This window comes from Shewanella inventionis (assembly GCF_014641855.1).
GTDB classification, from domain to species: Bacteria; Pseudomonadota; Gammaproteobacteria; order Enterobacterales; family Shewanellaceae; genus Shewanella; species Shewanella inventionis.
In genome coordinates this window covers 37,630-63,261 of sequence record NZ_BMII01000004.1, presented here as the reverse complement: position 1 = coordinate 63,261, position 25,632 = coordinate 37,630, and the positions used below count along the sequence as shown (strand labels likewise).

At 41.8% G+C, this 25,632-nt stretch carries 19 protein-coding genes, 5 tRNA genes and 1 pseudogene; 9 read left to right on the top strand and 16 right to left on the bottom strand.

Features of this window, described 5'->3' with window-relative positions; translation table 11 throughout:
* The first annotated feature begins 62 nt into the window (after positions 1-62).
* The 4 genes from IEW93_RS03315 to ruvB are packed head-to-tail and all read left to right on the top strand — an operon-like array spanning position 63 to position 2,981.
* On the top strand, positions 63-815 hold the full coding sequence (locus tag IEW93_RS03315) for a YebC/PmpR family DNA-binding transcriptional regulator (RefSeq protein WP_188736895.1): 753 nt from the start codon (positions 63-65) through the stop codon (positions 813-815).
* Positions 812-1,330, top strand: a complete 519-nt coding sequence (ruvC, locus tag IEW93_RS03310) for a crossover junction endodeoxyribonuclease RuvC (RefSeq protein ID WP_188736893.1) — start codon at positions 812-814, stop codon at positions 1,328-1,330. The genes IEW93_RS03315 and ruvC overlap by 4 nt, the downstream gene beginning before the upstream one ends.
* Complete coding sequence (gene ruvA, locus IEW93_RS03305) at positions 1,327-1,944, top strand: Holliday junction branch migration protein RuvA (protein WP_188736891.1); 618 nt, start codon at positions 1,327-1,329, stop codon at positions 1,942-1,944. Before ruvC ends, ruvA begins: the two co-directional genes overlap by 4 nt.
* A gap of 32 nt (positions 1,945-1,976) precedes the next feature.
* On the top strand, positions 1,977-2,981 hold the full coding sequence (ruvB, locus tag IEW93_RS03300; protein ID WP_188736889.1) for a Holliday junction branch migration DNA helicase RuvB: 1,005 nt from the start codon (positions 1,977-1,979) through the stop codon (positions 2,979-2,981).
* A gap of 90 nt (positions 2,982-3,071) precedes the next feature.
* Here the strand turns inward: ruvB and gloA are convergent, their stop codons facing one another.
* From gloA to IEW93_RS03230, 14 genes are all read right to left on the bottom strand, one after another.
* Positions 3,072-3,482 carry a lactoylglutathione lyase gene (gloA, locus tag IEW93_RS03295; RefSeq protein WP_188736887.1) on the bottom strand — a complete coding sequence of 137 codons (411 nt, stop codon included), beginning with the start codon at positions 3,480-3,482 and terminating at the stop codon, positions 3,072-3,074.
* Between the two features lie 451 nt (positions 3,483-3,933).
* Positions 3,934-4,575: an endonuclease III gene (nth, locus tag IEW93_RS03290; protein WP_188736885.1), complete on the bottom strand. Its 642-nt coding sequence runs from the start codon at positions 4,573-4,575 to the stop codon at positions 3,934-3,936.
* 9 nt (positions 4,576-4,584) lie between these two features.
* Positions 4,585-5,280 (bottom strand): electron transport complex subunit E, encoded by a 696-nt coding sequence (locus IEW93_RS03285; protein ID WP_188736883.1) that lies wholly within the window; start codon positions 5,278-5,280, stop codon positions 4,585-4,587.
* The gene (gene rsxG / locus IEW93_RS03280) at positions 5,273-5,917 is read right to left on the bottom strand and encodes an electron transport complex subunit RsxG (RefSeq protein ID WP_487250666.1); all 645 of its coding nucleotides are present in this window, start codon (positions 5,915-5,917) and stop codon (positions 5,273-5,275) included. Before rsxG ends, IEW93_RS03285 begins: the two co-directional genes overlap by 8 nt.
* Positions 5,918-5,919: 2 nt before the next feature.
* The gene (rsxD, locus tag IEW93_RS03275) at positions 5,920-6,972 is read right to left on the bottom strand and encodes an electron transport complex subunit RsxD (RefSeq protein WP_188736881.1); all 1,053 of its coding nucleotides are present in this window, start codon (positions 6,970-6,972) and stop codon (positions 5,920-5,922) included.
* A gap of 2 nt (positions 6,973-6,974) precedes the next feature.
* On the bottom strand, positions 6,975-9,539 hold the full coding sequence (gene rsxC, locus IEW93_RS03270) for an electron transport complex subunit RsxC (RefSeq protein WP_188736880.1): 2,565 nt from the start codon (positions 9,537-9,539) through the stop codon (positions 6,975-6,977).
* Positions 9,533-10,111: an electron transport complex subunit RsxB gene (gene rsxB / locus IEW93_RS03265; RefSeq protein ID WP_188736878.1), complete on the bottom strand. Its 579-nt coding sequence runs from the start codon at positions 10,109-10,111 to the stop codon at positions 9,533-9,535. The genes rsxC and rsxB overlap by 7 nt, the downstream gene beginning before the upstream one ends.
* A gap of 1 nt (position 10,112) precedes the next feature.
* A complete protein-coding gene (gene rsxA / locus IEW93_RS03260) occupies positions 10,113-10,691 on the bottom strand; it encodes an electron transport complex subunit RsxA (RefSeq protein WP_188736875.1) in 579 nt (192 codons plus the stop codon).
* A 139-nt stretch (positions 10,692-10,830) separates the two neighbouring features.
* Positions 10,831-12,729: an EAL domain-containing protein gene (locus IEW93_RS03255; protein ID WP_188736873.1), complete on the bottom strand. Its 1,899-nt coding sequence runs from the start codon at positions 12,727-12,729 to the stop codon at positions 10,831-10,833.
* Between the two features lie 473 nt (positions 12,730-13,202).
* A tRNA-Asn gene (locus IEW93_RS03250) sits at positions 13,203-13,278 on the bottom strand.
* A 27-nt stretch (positions 13,279-13,305) separates the two neighbouring features.
* A tRNA-Asn gene (locus IEW93_RS03245) sits at positions 13,306-13,381 on the bottom strand.
* 31 nt (positions 13,382-13,412) lie between these two features.
* Positions 13,413-13,488 (bottom strand) — tRNA-Asn (locus IEW93_RS03240).
* A 24-nt stretch (positions 13,489-13,512) separates the two neighbouring features.
* Positions 13,513-13,588: transfer RNA gene (locus IEW93_RS03235), tRNA-Asn, on the bottom strand.
* 32 nt (positions 13,589-13,620) lie between these two features.
* Positions 13,621-13,696: transfer RNA gene (locus IEW93_RS03230), tRNA-Asn, on the bottom strand.
* Positions 13,697-15,166: 1,470 nt separating this feature from the next.
* Between IEW93_RS03230 and uvrB the strand changes: the two genes are divergently transcribed.
* Together uvrB and IEW93_RS03220 are read left to right on the top strand one after the other, a co-directional pair.
* The gene (uvrB, locus tag IEW93_RS03225; RefSeq protein ID WP_188736871.1) at positions 15,167-17,188 is read left to right on the top strand and encodes an excinuclease ABC subunit UvrB; all 2,022 of its coding nucleotides are present in this window, start codon (positions 15,167-15,169) and stop codon (positions 17,186-17,188) included.
* Between the two features lie 72 nt (positions 17,189-17,260).
* A pseudogene (locus IEW93_RS03220) lies at positions 17,261-18,033 on the top strand (EAL domain-containing protein).
* Between the two features lie 54 nt (positions 18,034-18,087).
* Here the strand turns inward: IEW93_RS03220 and asnS are convergent.
* Positions 18,088-19,488, bottom strand: a complete 1,401-nt coding sequence (gene asnS, locus IEW93_RS03215; RefSeq protein WP_188736869.1) for an asparagine--tRNA ligase — start codon at positions 19,486-19,488, stop codon at positions 18,088-18,090.
* 247 nt (positions 19,489-19,735) lie between these two features.
* Here asnS and IEW93_RS03210 point away from each other — a divergent pair, with 247 nt between their 5' ends.
* Complete coding sequence (locus IEW93_RS03210) at positions 19,736-20,071, top strand: hypothetical protein (RefSeq protein WP_188736867.1); 336 nt, start codon at positions 19,736-19,738, stop codon at positions 20,069-20,071.
* Between the two features lie 76 nt (positions 20,072-20,147).
* Here the strand turns inward: IEW93_RS03210 and IEW93_RS03205 are convergent, their stop codons facing one another.
* Complete coding sequence (locus tag IEW93_RS03205) at positions 20,148-20,723, bottom strand: CoA pyrophosphatase (protein WP_188736866.1); 576 nt, start codon at positions 20,721-20,723, stop codon at positions 20,148-20,150.
* 459 nt (positions 20,724-21,182) lie between these two features.
* Between IEW93_RS03205 and malQ the strand changes: the two genes are divergently transcribed.
* Together malQ and glgB are read left to right on the top strand one after the other, a co-directional pair.
* A complete protein-coding gene (malQ, locus tag IEW93_RS03200) occupies positions 21,183-23,372 on the top strand; it encodes a 4-alpha-glucanotransferase (RefSeq protein ID WP_188736864.1) in 2,190 nt (729 codons plus the stop codon).
* A gap of 13 nt (positions 23,373-23,385) precedes the next feature.
* A complete protein-coding gene (gene glgB, locus IEW93_RS03195) occupies positions 23,386-25,611 on the top strand; it encodes a 1,4-alpha-glucan branching protein GlgB (RefSeq protein ID WP_188736861.1) in 2,226 nt (741 codons plus the stop codon).
* Positions 25,612-25,632: the final 21 nt, after the last annotated feature.

The window sequence follows — 25,632 nt, the reverse complement described above, 5'->3', positions numbered from 1 at the left end:
CTGCTGCCTCGGTATGTTTTTTACGAGTAATATGTTCTACTTGCATGAAAAAGGAGCTTTACATGGCAGGGCACAGTAAATGGGCCAACATCAAACACCGTAAAGCCGCGCAAGATGCTAAACGCGGCAAGTTATTTACTAAATTTATTCGCGAACTGACCGTTGCTGCCAGAGAGGGGGGCTCAGATCCGGATGCAAACCCAAGGCTTCGGGCTGCAATTGACAAAGCGTTATCAAATAATATGACTCGCGACACGGTAGAGCGTGCTATCAAAAGAGGCGCGGGCGAAGTTGATGGCCAGCAACTTGAAACGATAATTTATGAAGGTTATGGGCCTGGTGGTACAGCTGTGATGGTAGAAACCATGACTGATAACCGTAACCGCACAGTGTCTGGCGTACGTAATGCATTTAACAAATCAGGTGGCAACCTGGGTACAGATGGATCTGTAGCCTATTTATTCACTAAATTAGGTGTTATTTCCTATGATAACAGCATAGATGAAGACACACTGATGGAGCTGGCCTTGGATGCGGGCGCAGATGATGTGGTGACTCATGATGATGGTGCAATGGATGTGTTCACCAGCCCTGAAACCTTTGGTAAAGTAAAAGATGCATTAGATAATGGCTCGCTTAGCTCAATTAATGCAGAAGTTACCATGGTGGCATCGACTAAAGCTGAGTTAGATCTTGAAACCGCAGAGAAATTTTTACGCTTAATTGATACCTTAGAAGATCACGATGATGTACAAGAAGTGTATCATAACGCTGAGATTTCTAATGACGTAATGGAAGCATTAGATAATCTATGATTATATTAGGGGTCGATCCTGGATCGCGTATTACCGGTTATGGTGTGATCCAATGCCAAGGCAGACAACAAATTTATTTAGGCAGTGGGTGTATTCGTACATCAGCAGATGATCTACCTCAGCGCTTACAGCAGATTTTTTCAGGCCTAACCGAAATCATAACTCAGTATCAACCCAATGAGTTTGCAATTGAGCGCGTTTTTATGGCAAAAAATGCTGATTCTGCGCTCAAGTTAGGACAAGCGCGTGGCGCGGCTATCGTTGCGGCAACGTGTGCCAATTTACCTGTTGCTGAATACAGCGCAACGCAAATTAAAAGTGCCGTAGTAGGCACTGGCCGCGCGCAAAAAGCACAAGTACAACACATGATAAAACAACTGTTAAAATTACCTGCGGCGCCTCAAGCCGATGCCGCAGATGCGTTAGGGGTTGCGGTTTGTCATTTTCATACTTATCAGAGTCTTATTGCCATGGGCGGTAAGGCTAGCAGCAGAACATACGGAAGATATAAATGATTGGTCGTCTTAGTGGTATTTTAGTTGAAAAACAAGCGCCTGAAATTGTACTCGACGTTAATGGCGTTGGTTATGAGCTGCAAGTTCCTATGACCAGTTTCTATGAACTGCCAGAGCTGAATCATCCCACCATGCTTTTTACTCATTTTGTGGTGCGTGAAGATGCGCAGTTATTATATGGCTTTATTACTAAACAAGAGCGGGCTTTATTTCGTCTCTTGATAAAAACCAATGGCGTTGGGCCTAAGCTTGCATTAACGATTTTATCTGGCATGACGGCCAGTGAATTTGTGTCTTGTGTTGAACGTGATGATATTGTCACGTTGGTGAAATTACCTGGTGTGGGTAAGAAAACCGCTGAGCGTTTAGTGATAGAAATGCGTGATAAACTCAAAAGCTTGCTCGAAGCGTCAGTCGGATCTGAAAGAGAGTTTATGCTACAAAGCAACTACAAACCGGCTCCTGTTGTAGACAGCGCAGAAGAAGATGCCATTTCAGCATTGCTATCATTAGGCTACAAACCGGCGCAGGCAAGCAAAGCTGTTTCAGCAGCATTTGCAGAAGGCATGAGCTCAGAAACGCTGATTAAAGCAGCGTTAAAGTCAATGTTATAACGCGTTACACATCTCTTTAGGGTATCGATAAAATGATTGAAGCAGATCGCCTGATCCAACCGCAAGTACAAGGTCAAGATGAATTAATTGACCGAGCTATGCGGCCTAAAATGTTGGATGAATATACCGGACAAGATGATACCCGTGCACAGCTTAAAGTATTTATTCAGGCTGCAATTAATCGCGGCGAAGCTTTAGATCATATGTTGATATTTGGCCCGCCAGGGCTTGGTAAAACAACCCTTGCCATGATTGTGGCGAATGAAATGGGCGTTAATATTAAATCTACCTCAGGCCCAGTACTTGAAAAAGCTGGCGATCTCGCCGCACTACTCACCAACCTTGAACAAGGTGATGTGTTGTTTATCGATGAAATTCATCGTTTAAGCCCTGTCGTTGAAGAGATTTTATATCCCGCAATGGAAGATTATCAACTCGACATTATGATTGGTGAAGGCCCTGCAGCACGTTCAATTAAACTCGATTTACCCCCTTTTACCCTTGTCGGGGCAACAACCCGAGCCGGCGCGTTAACTTCACCTCTGCGGGCACGTTTTGGTATTCCACTGCGGTTAGAGTTTTATAACGTTAAAGATCTCACCACCATTGTGACGCGCTCTGCAAAAGTGATGGCGTTAGAAATTGATGAACAAGGCGCGATTGAAATTGCCACTCGCTCACGTGGAACGCCGCGGATTGCTAATCGTTTATTGCGCCGCGTTAGAGACTACGCTGAAGTTAAACACGATGGCAAAGTGACCCAAAAAGTGGCTGAGTATGCGCTTGATTTACTTGATGTTGATATGCAAGGTTTTGATTACTTAGACCGAAAACTGCTGTTAGCGATTATCGATAAATTTATGGGCGGGCCAGTAGGATTAGATAACCTTGCCGCAGCCATTGGTGAAGACAGAGAAACCATTGAAGATGTGCTCGAGCCATTTTTAATTCAACAAGGTTTTATTCAGCGCACACCAAGAGGGCGTATAGCAACACAACGAGCCTATGAACATTTTAGTTTGGTCAAGCCTGAGTAAACATGGTTGAGTTGTGTGATATAACACCTGCTCACTGTAATAACAAAGCCAGTTAGCTGGCTTTGTATTTTGTTGGTGTTGATGTCGTAATTAACCTAATGCCGCAGTTGCTGACTTTTTCTGGATTAATTCTATTTTGTATCCGTCAGGATCTTCAACAAAGGCGATTTCTGTTGTGCCACCAGCAACAGGGCCTGGCGCTCGTGTCACTTTACCACCGGCTTGTGTTATCGCATCACAACGTGCATAAATGTCTTCTTCACCAATAGCTAAATGGCCAAAGCCATTGCCTAAGTCATAACTGTCAACACCCCAGTTATAGGTTAATTCAATCACGGCCTGGCCTGTGGTTTCTTCACCAAAACCCACGAATGCCAGGGTATATTTATATTGAGGGTTTTCAGATTTTCGTAATAGCTTCATTCCCATTACATTGGTATAAAAATGAATGCTGCGGTCTAAATCGCCAACGCGGATCATAGTGTGAAGTAGTTGCGACATGTTTTTACTCTCTTATTTAAAATAAATCTGACTTTAACAAGCTCTGATGACAATGAAAAGATTCGCGCGTCAATACAGTGGATTATCTGCGATTGAAATCGCTGTTAGTTCAGTAATGAATGGATATTTTTTTGCTTTAGCTCACATTTGTGATGATATGTTTTGGGTTCATAAGCAAAAGGCGTTATTCTCCACTTATACCTACTTGGAGGCAAGAGAATGACTACAGAATTAAAAATGGCCTTAGGCACTACCGTGGTAATCGCAATTTGTTTTAGTGCATTTTTTGTTGCAATGTACTAAATAACGATAAGCGTCATTGCTAACGTTACATACAGTTTGATGTAGCAGAAAACATGAGTTTATTGCATGTTAGTTGATGAGTTAACCTACAATAAATTACTGAATAAAGGCCAAAGCATACCAAGTGTTTTGGTCTTTATTGTTTTAGTTAATCCTCAGGATAAACCTTTTCTTTAAAATCACACAAGTCTTCGATAATACAGGAACCACAGCGAGGTTTACGTGCTAGGCAGGTGTAGCGACCATGCAGAATAAACCAATGGTGCACATCGACTTTAAACTCTGCAGGTACCACTTTTAGCATTTTTTGTTCAACTTGGTCGACATTTTTGCCTGGTGCAAATTTAGTCCTGTTTGCCATGCGAAAAATGTGCGTGTCTACGGCTATTGTTGGCCAGCCAAATGCCGTGTTAAGTACCACGTTGGCTGTTTTTCTACCTACACCGGGCAGGGCTTCTAAGGCTTCGCGATTTTCGGGTACTTCACCGCCGTGTAAATCAATTAGCATTTTACAGGCGTTAATGACGTTAATGGCTTTGTTGTTATATAAACCAATGGTTTTAATATATTCTTTTAGTCCATCAACACCAAGATCATAAATTGCTTGTGCCGTGTTAGCCACGGGAAACAGTTTGTCTGTTGCTTTGTTTACGCTGACATCCGTAGCCTGTGCCGACAAGGTGACCGCCACTAACAATTCAAAAGGGCTTGAAAAATTCAACTCAGTTTCAGGCTTTGGATTGTTATCTCGTAATCGCGTTAAGATCTGAATGCGTTTTTCTTTATTCATAATGTTTTGTTAACTTACCTTGGTGATCCTTGCTCGGGTTACTGCGACCGACTCTGGTTTAGGTTGTCTTGCTTTTATTTTGCTGTCGATAACATTTTTTAATGCGATCAATAATCCCATCGCAATAAATGCTCCAGGTGGCAACATTGCAAGCAAGAAGGGGGTATCGACTTGCCAAACTTGGATAGTTAAACTGCTGGCCCATTCACCTAGTAACAAATCGGCACCATCAAATAGCGTGCCTTGGCCTAATAATTCTCGGCTTGCTCCCAATACCACTAATACCGCCGTAAATCCTAAACCCATCATAAAACCATCGAATGCGGAGTGGGCTAGAGTGTTGCGTGATGCAAACGCTTCAGCGCGACCGATGATAATGCAGTTTGTCACAATTAGCGGCAAAAATATTCCAAGCGATAGGTATAAGTTGTACGCGTAGGCGTTGATAAGCAATTGTACGCAGGTTACCAATGCGGCAATGATCATCACAAATACAGGAATGCGGATTTCTTTTGGGACATAATCACGCACCAGTGAGACTAAAATGTTTGAACCGACTAATACCAGTAAGGTTGCAACGCCAAGACCCAGAGCATTGGCAATGGTGGCTGTTACTGCTAATAGAGGACATAAGCCAAGTAACTGTACTAAGCCGGGATTGTTTTTCCACAAGCCTTGGCTGGCAATATCGCGATAATTACTCATGGTTACCCTCGCACTTAACATGACTTTGATATAAGGCCTGGCGGTTTTGTTCAACAAAACTCAATGCTTTTGCAACCGCTTTTACATACGCTCTAGGGGTAATTGTGGCGCCGGTGAATTGATCAAACTGGCCACCGTCTTTTTTGACTTTCCACTGCTCAGGATTGTTGTTAAACATTTTGCCACTAAAATGAGTGACCCAATCTGATTTTCGCAGTTCAATTTTGTCACCCAGGCCTGGGGTTTCTTGATGCGATAGTGTGCGCACGCCTAATACCTGGCCGTTATTATCAACCCCAATAATGAGCTTCATTTCACCGTTATAACCATCTGGTGCGATTGCTTCAATGGCAATAGCCACGGGTTGTTGATTCTTATAAGCCAAATAAGCGGGCAATGACGCGTCACTTCCCAGTAATTCTGGTGAATGAACTAAAATGCATTGCTCAAATAAGGCGTTATCATGTAACGCAGTTGGGATCACCTGAGTTAAGGTTTCTGTTAGTTGCTTTTGTTGCTGCAAGGCAATAGTGTCTTGGGTCAGGGCGTTGACAAGGGCCACTAAACCGGTACAACACAAGGCAAATAGACCTAATAACAAGCCATTTTTAATCATTGGGTTTTCGTTTATGGTCATGATTAATTTCCTGTGCGGTGGCCGTAACTACGAGGGCGCACATAGTAGTCAATAAATGGTGCGCACATATTTGCCAGTAATACCGCAAATGCCACTGCGTCAGGGTACCCTCCAAAGGTACGAATAACATAAATAAGCACACCTATCATTGCGCCAAAGATTAAACGTCCCCGTGGGCTGGTGGCTGCAGTCACTGGATCTGTTGCAATAAAAAATGCCGCCAGCATGGTGCCACCACTAAATAGGTGCATTAACGGGCTAACAAAAGTATCTGGACTGATTAAATAGCCAAAGCTTGCACACACAAATAAACTGGCCAATATCGCAATACTGATATGCCAACGAATCACCTTTAATTTGAGCATGATGGCACCACCAATAAGGTAAGCCATATTAACCCAAAACCAGCCTTCTGCGGCCATGCCAGAGAATATTGGTTTTGTCATGCTTTCTGTGGTGGTTAAGCCCATCGATAAATCAGTTTTGAGTGTATCAAGTGGGGTTGCCATTGTTGTGCCATCAATACTGAGCTGAAAGTGCTCCGCCAAAAATGAATGCCTGAACTCAAATATACTAAATAGGCTGCTCAATATATCAGCATGATTTAACGCTATCGTTTGTGGGGCTATCCATGATGTCATTTGAACAGGAAACGATATCAATAACAGTACATAAGCTGCCATAGCAGGATTAAAGACATTATTGCCTAAGCCACCATAAAGTTGTTTAACGATGACAATGGCAAACAGGGTACCAATGACAATTAACCACCAGGGGGCTAATGGCGGAATAGCAACAGCAAGTAGCACTGCTGTAACCAATGCACTGTTATCGCTCAATGTTGCTTTGATGTTTTTATTGCGTAGCTTCATCACGGCAGCTTCTGCAAGGTATGCAGTACTCACAGCCAGTAATAATTGTATTAATGTGCCAAAACCAAAATAATAGCTTTGAACCACAAGGCCAGGAATAAGACACAATGCGACTCGTTTCATCACGGTATTTGTGTGTAAACTGGTACTCACATGTGGGGATGAGGCAATTTTAAATGCCATGTTTATTGTTCCTCTTGCTCAGCACTTTTAGCGAGTTTTTTCGCTTTTGCTTTGGCGACTGCCGCAGCAACCTTAGCTTTTTTGGCTTGTTCTGGAGAGAGCGCTGTGCTCATCTCCGTATGTTGCTCATTGTGTTGCTCATTATGTTGGTTCTCAAGACTTTGGTCCTGATTATCTTCAGCAACCTGAGCCAGCTTTTTCGCTTTTGCTTTGGCCACAGCGGCCGCGACGCGTGCCTGTTTATCACTCACACTTGAGTCTGCAGTTTGTGGTTCTATAGTGTTACTCGGTGTAAGCGGTTCTGTTGAATGATCAGCACTTGCATCTGTTGCATCTGTTGCATCTGTTGACTCAGTTGGAACATTTGCATCGGGTGTGGCTATTGGGTCTGTCGCTGACGTACCAGCAGCTACTTGAGCCAGCTTTTTCGCTTTTGCTTTGGCCACAGCGGCCGCGACGCGTGCCTGTTTATCACTCACACTTGAGTCTGCAGTTTGTGGTTCTATAGTGTTACTCGGTGTAAGCGGTTCTGTTGAATGATCAGCACTTGCATCTGTTGCATCTGTTGACTCAGTTGGAACATTTGCATCGGGTGTGGCTATTGGGTCTGTCGCTGACGAACTAGCCGCTGCTTGAGCCAGCTTTTTCGCTTTTGCTCTTGCTACTGCGGCTGCTACGCGTGCCTGTTTATCATCAGGTGGCGTCACTTGGTCCTTATTGTGCTCAGATCCCGTTATGGCGTCAGTTTGACTGGAAATGACATCATTAGCTTGAGCCGCTTTTTTGGCTTTGGCGCGCGCAATTGCTGCTGCAACTTTAGCTTGTTTGTCATCCGTTTTTACATCATCTGCGTTTATATTATCGAGCAGTGCGTCAGTGTGGTCTGCTGCCTTAACATTACTGGTATCCGCTTGAGCAGCTTTTTTAGCTTTGGCGCGTTCAATGGCTGCGTTGACAGCGGCTTTTTTGGGATCGATAGCTGTTTGTGTAGTAACAGTTGGTGCTTCAGAAACACTTGTGTTTGACTCTGCTTGTGCTTTTTTTGCGGCTATTCTTGCCATTGCAGCAGCGACAGCATCTTTGTCACTTGACTTCATATTGGCTTGGCGCTTAGCGGCGGCTTCTTTTGCTTTGGCTTCACGTGCATTTTTTTCATCTTCTAAACGCTGTAAACGCGCTTCGAAGCGGATTTTTGCTTGCTCTGCTTGGTGTTTTTCTTCAGCCGCTGTTTTTAATGCAGATTTAGCCACACGATAATATTCAACTAATGGAATATCACTTGGGCAAACATAACTGCAACAACCACATTCAATGCAATCTTTTAGGTTAAAACTGGCGGCTTTGTCATATTCCTGTGCTTTTGCATGCCAAAAAAGTTGTTGTGGTAATAATAGTGCAGGGCAGGCGACTGCACACTCTCCACAACGAATACAGGCTTTTTCAGTGGTGTCGGGTGCGATTTCTTCAGGACTGGGCACTAACAAACAGTTAGTCCCTTTTAAAATAGGCACATCTAAATCAGCCAGTGCATAACCCATCATAGGTCCACCCACAATGACTTTTTGCTGTGTTGATGGCTTAAAATCGACAGCCTGTAATGCATCAGCAACGGTTGTACCTAGGGGTAGCCAATAATTACCGGGTTTAGCGATATTTTCGCCAGTGAGTGTCACGACCCGTTCAACTAGGGGTTTTCCATGGTAAATAGCATCTTGGATTGCGTAGGCCGTGCCGACATTGTGCACAACAATACCGAGCTGAGCGGGTATTGCACCACTGGGAACTTCTTTACCGGTAATAATCTGAATTAATTGCTTTTCGCCACCTGATGGGTATTTCGTTGGTATAACAGTGACTCTAATTTGCCCCTTTGGCAACGATGAGCGTTCAATTGCAGCTTGCATGTTTTTAGCTGCTTCAGGTTTATTGTCTTCAATTGCGATGATGATCCGCTGTGGATTAAGAAGGTGATGAATGATCCCCACACCCGCTAAAATTTCATCGCTATGATCACGCATTAACCTGTCGTCTGAGGTGATATAGGGTTCGCACTCAATACCATTAATAATTACTAAGTCAATTTCGCTGGCTGGGTTAAGTTTTACATGGCTTGGAAAAGCTGCGCCTCCCATACCCGCAATACCTGCTTGCTTGATCTTGGATAATATCTCAGTTTTTGATAGTTGCTCGAGGCTATTTGAGGTTAACTCACACCAGGTATCGAGCCCGTCAGCTTCTATGACACAACTTAATATGGGTAATGCAGATGCATGGTTACTGGCATGTTGTTCAATGGCAATAATATGACCTGAGGTAGGTGCATGGACAGGTAAATAGGTAAAACCTGAGCCTTCAGTTAACGCTTGCCCTTTTAATACCTTGTCACCTACAGAGACGGTGAGGATGGCTTGCTCACCGACTAATGGCACTGGCACAATAAAGCGTTTAGCAAGTGGCAAGCGAGATATGGCAGATTGATTAGACAATGTTTTTAATTGAGGTGGGTGGATCCCACCAGGTGATTGCCACAAGAATCCTTTATCAAGTTGTTCTAATAAGGTTAACACGCTTGTTCCTCTTGCTCAGAATGAATCACCTTGACGGGAATGGTGTTTAATTTCCAATCCCAATTTTGTATTGTTGTTTCAACTGGGTTCATATCGATACAATCAACAGGACAAGGTTCAACACATAAATCACAGCCGGTGCAATCTTTAGCGATAACCGTGTGCATTAGTTTTCCTGCGCCTAAAATGGCATCAACCGGGCAGGCCTGTATACATTTGGTACAGCCGATACATTCATCTTCACGGATGTAGGCCACTTTTTTGACTGCAGATTGGGCTTCGGCATTTAACGGTTCTTCATCAACCCCCATTAGCTCGGCAATTTTTTCCATTGTCGCGGTGCCACCAGGTGGACATTTGTTGATATGATCGCCGTTGGCAATGGCTTCTGCGTAAGGCCTGCAACCTGGGTAGCCACATTGACCACATTGAGTTTGTGGAAGTAATGCTTCAACTTGGTCAATGACTGGGTTGCCTTCGACTTTAAATTTTTTCGATGCAAACCCTAAAATCACGCCGAACACTAATGCCAATAAACTTAATACGGCAATGGCAATGAATATACTTGTCATATTAATTTACTAGCCCCGCAAACCCCATAAACGCTAAAGACATTAACCCTGCGGTGATCATTGCAATAGCGCCGCCTTTAAATGGAAGAGGGACATCTGCCGCGGCCAAGCGTTCGCGCATGGCTGAGAATAAAATCAGCACTAATGAAAACCCGACTGCGGCACCAAAACCGTAAATTGCAGATTGTATAAAGTTGTGATCTTCGTTTACGTTTAATAATGCAACACCCAATACCGCACAATTTGTGGTAATTAACGGCAGGTAAATGCCCAAGGCACGATGGAGTGATGCACTGGTTTTTTGTACGACCATTTCGGTAAATTGGACTACCACTGCAATAACTAAAATAAAACTCATCGTTCTTAAGTAAATTAAGTCAAATGGTTGTAATAAGAATTCATTGGTGAGATAGCTTAAAATAGAGGCTAAAGTGAGCACAAAGGTCGTTGCCATCGACATACCAATAGCGGACGCTAATTTACTCGACACCCCCATAAAAGGGCATAGACCTAAGAATTTCACCAGGACGAAGTTATTAACCAGTACGGTACCGATTAATAGAAGAAGGTACTCTGTCATTGCTTCATTTTTTTGACCAATAGATCTTAGTATTATCTAAGGTTTAGGCCTAAGAAACAACGGATAAAAAATAAGGTTAAACATAAATTGCTCAACCTTAGAATAAAACACTAAATTTCACATTATAGTAACTTAGTTATTACTGTTTTTTGACCAAAACTTCAGGCTTGGCAATATAATAACCTTGCAGACCATCAACTAATAATTTTTCTAACGTGAGTTTTTCATCTTGTTTTTCAACTCCTGTCGCAATCACTTTAATGCTAATTCGTTTTGCGATATCCACCATCATACGAACAAAAAATTTATTGTTGTTATCTTGTTCAATGTTGTCACTGTAACTACTGTCTAACTTGATGAAATCGGGGCGAACTTCACGAAAGAATTTAAATGAAGTAAACCCTAATCCAAAACGTTCAATGGCCACTTTTGCACCCACCTTGTGCATTTCGCTAACAAATTGGCGACCAGACACTAGGTTTGCTTGCATGCCCGCTTCATTCAATTCGAAAATAATTCGGCATGCTATGTGACGGTGTTTGGTTAATAAGTCTTTGAGCCAAATCGTGAAACTGTCTTGCAATGCCGATAATGCACTGATGTTAACACCTACATTTCCGACAATGGTTGGATTTTCACTGAGCACTTTAATGGTTTGAATAACAATCATTTTATCAAGCTCAACGTTTAAGCTGTACCGCTCGGCCATTGCAATAACCGTAGTGGTTGGCAAATATTTACCTTCGGCATTATAAAAGCGCGCTAATAACTCACGATAAACATCGGTTTGATTATTACAAGGCTGTATGGGCTGTTGGTAAAAATTGATACTTCGACGATTGATTAAATCATCGATGGTTAATTTCCAATGATCTTCACCGAGTTGCTCATCACCTGAGAGCTTTTCTAATTGATAATAGCGGTTAGGGCCCAGTGTTTGTGCAATACTGACTGCGGTATCAGCTAAGGCCATTAACGCTAGAGGCTCGCAACCTTCTTTATACGGCACCATGCCGGCATGGGCAATTGAATCACTGCGAGTACTTTGGGCATATTCATCTAGGTGACGTTTGAGTATGTCTAAATACTTTTCACCTTCTTTTAATGTCAGACTGTCAACAAATACAGCAAAATCACCACTTGATACTCTAAAGCACTCATTTACACCTAATGATGAAACCGCTTTTCGAATGCAATTGGCTAACTTTGCTAAATAGTCATCTCCCGCTGCACGCCCGTGCAATTGGTTAATGTTAGCCAGTTCAGCCGCCTTTACCATAAGCAATACACCGTATTGTTGTTTATCTGACTGACTCAATTCTTCTAAATGTTGTGTAAAACGTTGGCGAGTAGAAAAACCACTGACAGGATCTTGGTAAGCGGCTTTTGTCAGTTGCTCATTTTCTTTTCTAACACGATCAAGACTCAATTTTAATTGGCTGCGGCAGGCCTCTAGCGCATCTCCTAATGGGCGCAAAACCCCAGGAAAACGTGAGCGCTCTAAGGCTAAAAATGATAAGTCGGGGATGTGAGTAATGTATTCGGCCGCATACTTGATGCGTGATTTATGTAATTGCACTAATACAGCAAACATCAGCATTAACACAATATAGATGCCAATGATGATCACAGCTGTTTCTTCTAAATCATGAACACTGGCAGACAATACACTGGCGGTATCTAATCTTACCTGCAAGCGAGCATGAGAAAGGTTTTCAATGTGGCCTAGTTCAATATTAAAAATTTTACTTGCAAAATCATCCTTTTGACGTTGCAAACTGCCATGGGTGAAATTGAGATTACTGTCAGTACTATGGATAAATTGAAAAAATTGAAAAGTAAAATCTTTTGACATTTGCTGATACAAGGCTTCGCCGCTGCTATCCCAGCTGCGGTAGGTTTGCACATATTTCGCATAATGTGTGCGTGCAATTTCACCTTGTTCTTGTACTTCAATATTTTCTACTGAATAAAGTCGGAATAGTAAAATACCGAAAACAATAAATAGAACCAGTTGAAAGGATTTTGATAAGCCCATAAAACATCCATTCCCTACGAGTTGTCAATCAGCGCCTTAAACAGCATGTGCATTCATTGCGAGTTTATCTGAAAGGCATTTTGCTAAAGTAATAGTTCATATAATAACCAATACTATCATAGCAGATGGAATAAAAAATTTTAATTAACCTAAAGCACTATAATAACAGGAAAAACAAAGATGAAATTCAAGAGTGCGATCGTTCCTAATGGCTAACATTGCTTATAATGTCGTTAGACATGTTGAAGGTAGAACAACGAGCTCGCTGCAATTTCTGCCTTATTCTATCCTAATTGGCATTAGATGGAATTCAGTATAGCTGTGGCGCAAAGAAAATATACAAGCAATAGGTCATAACACTGAAAAACAATAAGGTAAAAAGTGGGGGAGTTGTGATGGAAAATGTTGCTTGAGTGTTGGCATTAGCAGTGTTGGTATTAGCAGTCTAGGGTACTAACTCTGGCTAACAATAATGGCTCCCCAGACTGGACTTGAACCAGTGACATACGGATTAACAGTCCGCCGTTCTACCGACTGAACTACTGGGGAATTGATCATTACTGTGTTTAATTGAATTGGCTCCCCAGACTGGACTTGAACCAGTGACATACGGATTAACAGTCCGCCGTTCTACCGACTGAACTACTGGGGAATTGTGTATTCAATTTTCTGTGTTATCTCGATGGCTCCCCAGACTGGACTTGAACCAGTGACATACGGATTAACAGTCCGCCGTTCTACCGACTGAACTACTGGGGAATCGAATTCGATAACAATAAACGTTGGCTCCCCAGACTGGACTTGAACCAGTGACATACGGATTAACAGTCCGCCGTTCTACCGACTGAACTACTGGGGAATTACGTTTATTTCTCTGTACACTAACTAAATTGGCTCCCCAGACTGGACTTGAACCAGTGACATACGGATTAACAGTCCGCCGTTCTACCGACTGAACTACTGGGGAATCGTTTTAGCAATGTATTGCTGAGAACGGAGCGCATAGTAAAACGCTCTGGTAACTGAGTCAACTCGAGTTATAAAAAAAAACGCATTTATGTGACTAATTGGTTATCAAATACACATCGTGCACGAGTTTTGGACATTAATGTCGTTTTTTACACAATCAATAATGCGATTAACGATTTAATCTCAACCTTTGGATGTGCAATATAACAAATCATTAAATCAACAGGGCTTTCTTCGTTGTGCGGTTACAATACTTAAGTGCAATCGTTAGTCGCAATCGTTAGTAGCAATAGCCACTTTAATCACTATGCTGATTCAATTCCGAACTTTTAGGTCAAGGTTTAGTGGCCTAAAGTGGAACATGAATCTCTCGTAGCCGCTCGATGTGGTGTCGATAATAGACATGTGTGCATTTTTCGTTGAGGCAACATGATCTTCACAATGCTTGTTGCATGTTTGCATATGCCTATAGGGACTTGGTTTAGATATGGTGTTATACAATATTTTAGCCTGTTCAATAGCGCTTGGGTTGCCCGAGGCTAATCTGCGCTCTGCAATGAATGGGCGAGTTAATAGGACACTCTTTGCAATAAGAAGTATTAGCACCTAGTGTGTTATACGTTCATCAATTTATCTACGACAATAAATCGTGATCGACATGCTAAAGATCGCGACTTATTTTACTTTTTTTTAGAGCCTGTTTTAACTTAATTGTGAACTGCTTGTCTCTATAAGTCGTATTGTTTTCAAATGTAATAAAATTTCATCATGACATCTTTACGTTTTTATGAATCCCACAAACGCGCTACCCCGCAGCCACATTGATGTTTAGTGACTTATCCACTATTTCTGTGGATAAGCTTGTGGACTTCTGCTGTAAATATCCTCCAAGCCCTTGCTGAGTATGGTTTGTAGTTAAAATATACCTATTCATTAGCAGTGAGTTAACTTGATTAAATTCAAACAGATATAAAAATCAACTGTTTTGTAAGTTCACTGTTCTGTGTATTGCAAAATTGTAATATGTTTGCATTGTAGATTGTGTATTAAATTGAGATTTAGATTAGTTTTTCATCGATTTATACACTGTTTTTAACCGATCTTTAGGTCTGTATATTAATTTCATGTAATGATCGCCAATTTGTCATCATCCCTAAACAATACATAAAATGCCTGAACATGGGCCGACTAGGGCGTAAGCCAATCGCTATTGTTTATTGACTTGCCGTTTAATGAATCACCGCACATCGATACTGGGTATTTATACCAAAAGGCTCGTAATGCGCTTTAAGCTGAAAGTTTGCGTGACTGTGATTGTTCACCTTATTAATTGAAATGCTTTTAAACTAACAACTAACAACTAACAACTAACAACTAACGGCCATCAGCCATCAATCATCATTAGCTATCGCAACCAATCAGTGTTTAGGTATATGATACCAAGTTGAATCAAAAAGGAAGCCGCGTAGTGTCAGAGTCAGTCTTTACCTTAGAGTCCAAATTTGAGCCAGCAGGCGATCAACCCACTGCAATTAAGCAACTCGTTGAGGGTTTACAGTCTGGTATTGCCAGCCAAACGTTACTGGGCGTAACCGGTTCGGGTAAAACGTACACCATTGCCAATGTGATTAAGCAAATGGGCAGACCTACGATTATTATGGCTCCCAATAAAACCCTTGCCGCTCAACTCTATGGCGAGATGAAAGAATTCTTTCCTCACAATGCCGTCGAATATTTTGTGTCTTATTACGATTATTACCAACCAGAAGCGTATGTGCCTGCATCTAATACTTTTATTGAAAAAGATGCGTCGGTTAACGCCCACATAGAACAAATGCGATTGTCGGCAACCAAAGCACTGTTAGAACGTAAAGACGTCGTGCTGATTGCTTCTGTGTCGGCTATATATGGTCTTGGTGATCCTGACTCCTACATGAAAATGTTGCTGCACTTGCGCCAAGGTGATTTTATGGGGCAGCGTGACATACTTATTCGTCTAAGCGAGTTGCAATATACTCGCAACGATATTGAACTGCAGCGAGGCACTTATCGGGTGCGAGGTGAGGTAATCGATATCTTTCCGGCAGAATCTGAACGAGAAGCCATTCGGATTGAATTATTTGATGATGAGATTGAACGTTTAAGTGAATTTGATCCGTTAACGGGGCACATTAATAAACGCATTGCCCGTACCACTATTTACCCTAAAACCCACTATGTAACGCCTAGAGAAAAAATATTAGCGGCAACTGAAGAAATTAAAGAAGAGCTGCGCGACCGTAGGCAATTTTTACTCGACAATAATAAGTTAATCGAGGCGCAACGGATCTCCGAGCGAGTACAATACGATATTGAAATGATGGTTGAGTTAGGCTATTGCTCGGGCATCGAAAACTACTCTCGTTATTTGTCTGGTCGCAGTACAGGTGAAGGCCCACCAACACTGCTCGACTACCTACCTGCAGATGGCTTATTAATTATTGATGAATCTCATGTGACAGTGCCGCAAATTGGTGCCATGTATAAAGGCGATCGCAGTCGTAAAATGAACCTAGTCGAGTATGGTTTTCGTTTGCCTTCGGCATTAGACAATCGGCCATTAATGTTTGAAGAGTTTGAACGCTTAATGCCACAAACCATTTTTGTGTCTGCCACACCAAGCCAATATGAGCTAGATAAAAGTGACGGTGAAGTTGCAGAGCAAGTCGTGCGCCCCACAGGGCTTCTTGATCCTGTATTAGAAGTCCGCCCTGTGGCAATTCAAGTCGATGATTTATTATCTGAAATTGCTAAAAGGGTCGCGGTAAACGAGCGGGTATTAGTGACTACGTTAACCAAACGTATGTCAGAAGATTTAACTGAATACCTCGATGAACATGGCGTTAAAGTACGTTATTTACACTCAGACATTGATACTGTAGAGCGGGTTGAGATTATTCGTGATTTGCGTTTAGGTCACTTTGATGTATTGGTTGGTATTAATTTACTTCGGGAAGGGCTCGATATGCCTGAAGTTTCTCTGGTGTGTATTCTTGATGCAGACAAAGAAGGGTTTTTACGCTCAGAACGTTCGCTTATTCAGACCATAGGCCGCGCGGCGCGTAATGTTAATGGTAAAGTGATTTTGTATGCAGACAGGATCACAAACTCAATGGCCAAAGCCATGGGTGAAACTGAACGTCGACGGGAAAAACAGCATCAACATAACCTTGAAAATGGCATCATTCCTCGCGGTGTAGTTAAAAGTATTACTGATGTGATGGACGTTGGCGATCCTAAGTCAGCTAAAGGCCAAGACAAGCATCAAACTCGTTTTGCTGAAGTGGCAGATACACGTGCCAAGTACTCTAGTGTTGCTGATCTAAGCCATCAAATCGACGCGCTAGAAAAACAAATGCATGAGCATGCAAAAAACCTTGAGTTTGAACAAGCCGCAGCCTTACGTGATGAGGTTAAACACCTTCGTGAACAGATTATATTGAACAGCTAACATGCATTTTTATGCCTTAATTTTCTGGCGTAAACTACAGTTATTACATCAAACGTTTGTTATGGATAAAATATGAAAGTAGACGAAAATCATTGTGACAAACTTGTTTGTAATCAATGCAGTGACACCCCAGAACTTGATTTTGATTTTACAATGGCGTTTCAACCCATCATTAATTGCCAAACCATGAAAGTGTTTGGTTATGAGGCGTTAGTGCGTGGTGTAAACAATGAGTCTGCTTATTCGGTTATTTCACAGGTTAACGACGAAAATCGATATTTATTTGATCAGCTTTGTCGTATTAAAGCCATTGCCCTCGCGGCAAAACTGGGTATTGATTCAATGCTGAGCATTAACTTTTTACCTAATGCGATATACAAGCCAGAACGCTGTATTCGTACTACGCTCGAAGCGGCTAAAAAATATCAGTTTCCAACAGAGCAGATCATGTTTGAGTTTACTGAAGTTGAGAAAATTGAAGACAGTAATCACATCAAAAAATTGTCAATTATTATCAAGCTTTGGGTTTTAAAACCGCCACAGATGATTTTGGTTCAGGATTTTCAGGCTTAAACTTATTAGCGGATTTTCAAACCAATATTATTAAACTCGATATGGGATTGATCCGGAATATTCATACAGATAAAACAAGGCAAGTTATTGTAAAACATTGTTTGGCTATGATGCATGAATTAAACATCACTGCATTGGCAGAAGGCATTGAAACAATTGAAGAATATCTGTGGCTAAAAAGTATCGGTATTGATTTAATGCAAGGTTATTTATTCGCAAAACCAGGTTTTGAATCTTTACCTGACATTGATTTTGATGCATTAATGCTCTAAACCAATAAAAAAACGCGCCGCAAGGCGCGTTTTTATTGGTATTACAGCTCAGTATTAGAAGTTAGCTGAACGAGGCGCACGTGGGAATGGAATAACATCACGAATGTTATTAACACCTGTCACGTAAGACACTAAACGCTCAAAACCTAAACCAAAACCTGCGTGAGGCACAGTGCCATAACGGCGAAGATCACGGTACCACCAGTAATCTTCTTGGCTTAATTGCATTTCTGCGAGGCGAGCATCTAATACATCTAAACGCTCTTCACGCTGCGCTCCACCAATGATCTCACCAATACCTGGTGCAAGTACGTCCATTGCGGCAACCGTCTTACCGTCGTCATTTAAACGCATGTAGAAGGCTTTAATGTCTTTAGGATAGTTTTTCACAACTACCGGTGCTTTAAAGTGTTCTTCAGCTAAATAACGTTCATGCTCAGACTGTAAATCGATACCCCATTCAACAGGGAATTCGAATGTTTTGCCGCAGTTTTTAAGGATTTCAACTGCATCAGTATAATCAACTTGAGCAAAATCACTGTTAACGAATGATTGCAAGCGTTCAACGACGGTATTATCAACACGTTCGTTAAAGAAGCTTAAATCGTCCATGCGCTCTTCTAATACTGCATTGAAGGCAAATTTAAGCATTTTTTCAGCTAATTCTGCGGCATCTTCTAATGTGGCAAACGCCACTTCTGGTTCAACCATCCAAAACTCAGCAAGGTGACGAGTGGTATTTGAGTTTTCTGCTCGGAAAGTAGGGCCAAAGGTATAGACTTTAGACAATGCACAAGCATAGGTTTCGGCATTTAACTGACCTGATACGGTTAAGAAAGATTCTTTACCGAAAAAGTCTTTGTCGTAATCTACTTTTCCTGCTGGAGTGCGAGGTAAGTTTTCCATGTCTAATGTCGATACACGGAACATTTCACCAGCACCTTCACAGTCAGATGCAGTGATAAGCGGTGTAGACACCCAAATAAAGCCTTCTTGATGGTAAAAACGGTGAATAGCTTGCGATAAACAGTTACGCACACGAGCTACTGCACCAATAATGTTAGTGCGAGGGCGTAAGTGGGCAAGTTCGCGTAAATGTTCAATTGAATGGCGTTTAGCGGCCATTGGGTATGTATCAGGATCGTCAACAAAGCCAGTAACTTGAATGTTCGATACTTGTATTTCAAATGCTTGGCCAGCGCCTGGAGAGGCGACAATTTCACCTGTCATAACCACTGAACAGCCTGCTGTCAATTTCAATACATCGTCATTGTAATTGTCTAGGCTATTTGGCACGACGCCCTGAATGGGATCGAAACATGAACCGTCATAAACGGCTAAGAAAGAAATACCAGCTTTAGAATCACGACGTGTTCTTACCCAGCCACGTACAGTGACTTGCGAACCGATGGCGTGTTCACCTTTAAATACAGAAGCGACAGATGTAATGCTCATTGTTGCTTAATTCTCCAACATATCGAATTATGAATATAAAATTTGGGTTTATCTTACCTTGCTGGTGGCTTTTCTCAAGCTGAAAACGCTATTCTATACTGATTAATGTGTTACTTTTGAATAAGTCGGTTAAATATATGGCAAATGTGTAAGTTAAGCTAAAGCCGAACAAGGTAATTGCTGAAAGTGTCATTGGATAATAATGACAAGCTTGAGTGATTATATTGCGTAAACCAAGGATTTGGATATGTCTCGATTAGGTGTGTTGCAAGTGGTGTTGACGGTATTGTCGATTTTGGGCTGGAGCTTAGCCATTTATGCGCTAATTATTTATGGTGAAGCCAGACCCGATCGAGCCGTGGGCTACTTTTTAAGTAAAGGGGTGTCGGTACGTTTGTATTGGGATCCTGATTTAACGATTAAATTAGAATATTTAATCTGGTGGTGTGCAGGTGTCAGTTTTTTAAATCTGTTAGTTAACTTTTACGCTAAAACCACTACCAAAATTGGCTTTTGGGTTAACATTCCTTTGTTGTTGGTGGTGTCGCTTTCTGCTGGTTTATACATTCGCTATGTAATATAAGTATTTGGTTATGTATTATTTTATATCGATGCGTTTATTTTATGTATGTATCCTTGTGAGAGTGCAAGGCGCTAAATTACCTGCGAGCGACATGGCGGCATAATAAATCAATTATTGCGGCTGTTACGCCCCAAATAAAACGATCGTTAAATGGCATAAAATGTACGTGATAGCGTTTGCCATGACGGTAGTGAAATACCTGATGCCGATTGTTGTTATCTATAAAAAAGCTCAACGGTACTGTAAAGCAGTCTGCAACTTCTCCAGGATCGATGATCAATTCAAATGGCTGTTTTACCAGAGCGACTACTGGGGTGATTTCAAAGCCTGTAAACGTTTTATGTGCAGGAAAAACACCCAATACTTCAACATTATCTGCCATTAAGCCTATTTCTTCTTGAGCTTCACGTAATGCGGTTTCAACAGCATTGGTGTCATACGGTTCTACCTTTCCACCGGGAAAACTGATTTGCCCTGGATGATGGCGAAGGTGCATGGCTCGCTGAGTTAATAAAAGATGCAGTTGCTGATCCCGCTCTATTATCGGAATTAAAACCGCAGCTTTACGACCTAAATAGGTTGACGGTGCAGAAGTGATGGCTGTAGTTAACTGATGTAATTTGTAGCGTAGCGTAAATTCGTGTTTATTCATTGATGGATTTATCTCTTAGCCACAGGGTTTTGCGTGATGTCATCATAGCAGGGTGGCGTTGTGTCTCAAAGTCTGCAACCCCTTCGTATTGCCTATAACAATGATCTGTTTTATGCCTCGCAATATTTTACCTTATGTGGTTTTCAGCTTGGTCAATCAGTAAAAACGTAAATGTTTGTGTTAAGTCAAATTGCTGCGCCATTTTATCGCAAATAATCAAATTTTTAGTTAACTTACTGCACTCTTTTTGCCTCTTCTGCACAAATTTAGTGCGAATGGTTTTTCGTAAACACTTGTCTTAAACAGTTGTTTCAATGGCAATTATTTCACTAACTAGATGATTCTAAATAACATATTCTTGTCATGTTATTGCCATTTTACTGTAGTCAATTTGTTACCATTAACTGGCATGGTATCTGCTGGATTTCATGCAGTTAATAATCGCGAGGGAAGACAAATATGGGACTTGAGAAGTTGCTATATTTGCAAGGCGTTGGAGCAGAGTTTATCGATTGTTTCGGTAATCTTGTGAACATTCCTGCTAAGGATAGGCAGGGTATTTTAACCACGATGTTGCTACCAACATCATTTAATCAACATCAATGTGATCCCAGCGAATATGCTGGATTAATTACCGATGAAAAAGTCGCTCAACGTATTGAGTTACTTGATGTGTCTCCTTGGTTGGTACCATTACATCGATTTCAATGGTGCGAAATTGATAATCCTCATATTGATATTCAGTTACCAGAAAACTACCCCTATCCAATACAGCTAACAGTATTTGGCGAAAGTATTGATACCTTGTCTGTAACGGTTAAGTGCGATGAGTGTACTGTTGTCGGTGAGTACCACATTAATGGTCTGCGCTATTGCCAGTATCGGTTGCAGTTAGATAAGCCCAATTTGCATTTAGGATACCATCATCTGAGTTTGGCTTTTATTGGTGATGCCACTCGCGCTCATACCTTATATGGGCAAATCATGATCGCGCCTCAAATGGCTTATCAAGGCCGTATGGCGCAGGTGTCGGCCAGTACTCAGCAGCCCTGGGGGATCAATGCACAGTTGTATGCCTTACGTAGCGATGAGCAATGGGGCATAGGTGATTTTGGCAATCTTGCCGAGTTGATCGATTATGCGGCACACGCAGGTGCAGATTTTATTTTACTTAATCCGTTACATGCACTGGATATTAGTCAGCCGGAAAATCCCAGCCCTTATAGTCCAACCGACCGTCGTCGGTTAAACCCGCTGTATATTCAAATTGAATCTGTTTATGAATACAAAGCCATTGAGCCAGAATTAACTAGCCAAAAATGGTTACAAAAAAAGCATGCCATTAATCAATCTCAATTGATTAATTATCAAGAAGTGCAAAGCACTAAATATGCTATTTTTGAAAAGATGTATCAAATTTTTTGTCAGGAACATGTTAAACGTGAAACCGCAAGATGCTCAGCTTATTTAGCTTTTGTTGAAAAAGACAAACCGGCATTAATGCAGTTTGTTGAGAGTGAAATAAAGTTAGCATCAAAATATTTCAATCAAGATGCGGGGTTTTATTTGTACCTGCAATTTGTGGCAAATGAACAACTTGAAGCCTGCCATTTAAATGCAAAACAATGTGGCATGAGTATTGGCTTGATTAGGGATTTGGCTGTGGGTGCGGTGAGTCATGGTGCTGAAGTAAGTGAAAATTTAGCGATGTTTTGTGATAACGCCAGCATTGGTGCACCGCCAGATCCATTTGCTGAACAAGGCCAAAATTGGGGATTAACTCCCTTTGATCCTGTTAAATTAAAACAACACGATTTTAGCCATTTTATTCAATTGGTTAGAAGTAATATGCAAAGCTGTGGTGCATTACGTATTGATCATGTCATGGGGCTATTACGACTATGGTGGTGGCCTTTAAACAAAGAATTGGGTCAAGGTAGCTATGTGTATTATCCGGTTGAAACCCTGTTGGCTATTGTGTGCCTTGAAAGTCAGCGAGCTCGTTGCATTGTGATTGGTGAAGATTTAGGGATTGTGCCGCCGGAAATCGTGTCTCGATTGCACAAAGCGGGAATTTTTTCTAACGAGTTATTTTATTTTTGCAAAGACCACAATGGATTTAAATCGCCTAGAGATTACAAACATCAAAGCTTAATGATGTTGGCTAATCACGATGTACCTACGATTACAGCATGGTGGACGGGAGACGATCTCAAATTAAGACGCAAGTTAGCGTTAATTGATTCGGACGATAAATTACAACATGCCTTGGATGAGCGACAGCAAGAAAAATTTGAGCTTATTGCCTTACTCAATCGACAAGGTGCATTAGATGCCAGCATGGAGCAAAATATTGATTTAATTGATTTTGACTGCGTCATTTTGGCATGGCTGGATGTCGTCGCCAAAGGGAATGCGCAATTATTTAGCGTCCAACTTAGTGATCTTGTCGCAGACAAACACGGTGTGAATATCCCAGGCACATGGAAAGAATTCCCTAACTGGCAGAGACGATTACCGCTGAGCATTGAGCAAATTGCTCAAAGTAGCAAAGTGCAACAAAGGATCAGAGTAATTCAACTAGCAAGACAGGCATGCAGCCGTTCATTTGCTGCAAATGTGTCTTTATCCAATAACTCAGAACAATAATGGATCATTGTATATGACTGTAGCCACTCCATATTTTGAACAAGGTAGCGAAATCGCTTTAGTCAATGGTGAATACACCGATGTGTTTTCTTTACTGGGTATGCACAGTGCCAATGAGGGCAAATCGTTAATCGTTCGTTGTTTTATTCCTGGCGCAACCGCGGTTGATGTATTGAGTGCTAAAGATGGTCGTAAAGTGGCCAGTTTAGAGCCGCTGGATAACCAGGGTGTGTTTGCTGGAAAAATGGGCCGAAGAGTGAAGCCATTTGCTTATACTCTGCGAGTTCAGTATCCATTATGCGAACAAATCATCACCGACCCTTATCAATATGACAGTTTACTGGATCCGCAAGATGTGTACTTATTTGGTGAAGGCAGTCAATTACAGGGTTACCGTTTTCAAGGTGCTAATTGGCGTGAACATCAAGGTGTAAAGGGCATTCATTTTTGTGTGTGGGCACCGAATGCACAAAAAGTGGCGCTAATCGGTGATTTTAATGTGTGGGACGCAAAGCGACATGTTATGCGTTTTCATCCTGCCAGTGGCTTGTGGGATATTTTTGTGGTCGATGTTGAGGCTGGCCAACACTATAAATTTGCGATAACTGATGCAAATGGCCATACCTTGGTTAAATCGGACCCTTATGCAGTGTCAATGCAGCCTTCACCTCATAATGCCTCAATCACGCCTTCTGAAGAGTGCTATCAATGGCAAGATAGTGGCTGGTTGCAACAAAGAATGCTCAGTAAAAGCCATGAGCAACCCATGTCTATTTATGAGGTTCATTTAGCGTCATGGCGCCGTACGGGTGAGGCAGGGCAGGAATATACCGATTATGGACAGTTAATCAGTGAATTAGTGCCTTATGTAAAAGAAATGGGGTTTACCCATTTGCAGTTAATGCCAATCAGTGAATATCCATTCGATGGTTCTTGGGGTTATCAACCCGTAGGCTTATATGCGCCGACATATCGCTTTGGTGACGCTAACGGCCTTAAAGCGTTTATTGATGCATGTCATCAGCAAGATATTGCTGTTTTACTCGATTGGGTGCCTGCCCATTTTCCTCGTGATCCTCATGGATTGGTTCGTTTTGATGGCAGCTGCTTGTACGAACATGAAGATCCTCGCAAAGGTGAGCATCCAGATTGGGATACCCTCATTTATAATTATGGCCGTGCTGAAGTGCGCAGCTTTTTATTCAGTAATGCCCATTATTGGCTCGATGAATTTCATTTTGACGGCCTACGATTAGATGCTGTGTCATCGATGTTGTATCTCGATTACAGCCGTAATGCTGATCAATGGGTACCTAATGAATTTGGCGGGCGTGAAAATCTTCAAGCCATACAATTTTTACAAGAATTAAATGCACGTATGTATCAGTGTTTTCCCGGTATCAACATGATTGCTGAAGAATCAACAGCATGGCCCGGTGTAACTCAATCAACCGATCATAATGGGCTGGGCTTTGGGTTTAAATGGAACATGGGGTGGATGAACGATACCTTGCGTTACATAAGTTGCGATCCGCTCTACCGACGCTATCACCATGGCGAACTGACCTTTAGCCTTGTTTATGCCTTTACAGAGCAGTTTATATTGTCACTTAGCCACGATGAAGTTGTGCACGGTAAAGGCTCCGTGTTGCATAAAATCCCCGGCGATGACTGGCAAAAATTTGCGACCTTACGAGCCTATTATGGGTTTATGTGGTCGCATCCGGGTAAAAAACTGTTGTTTATGGGCAATGAGTTTGCTCAACGCAATGAATGGGATCATAACCAAAGCCTTGATTGGCATTTACTCGAATATACACCGCATCAAGGTATTCAAGATTGGGTTCGTGATCTTAACCAGTGCTATCTACAAACACCTGCACTCTATGAATGCGATCATCAAAGTGACGGTTTTGCCTGGTTTGATTGCAATAATGCAGACAACAACATTTTGGTTTATTGCCGTTATGCCAAAGATAAGCAACAGCACGTCATTATCGTGGTCAATATGTCACCGCAAGTGCACCACGGTTTTCGTGTTGGGGTGCCAAGTTGTGATAACTACATCGAAATACTTAACAGTGATCATGGCCATTACGGCGGCAGTCATGTCATCAATGATGGAATGTGTATTACCTCATCTACACAGTGGCAAGGCATGGAAAATAGCATCGTGATTTCAGTACCACCATTGGGTTGTGCTTATTTTGTACCAGAGTCTTTGGTTGAGGCTGAATAAAGGCTCATGACGCTCGTTAGA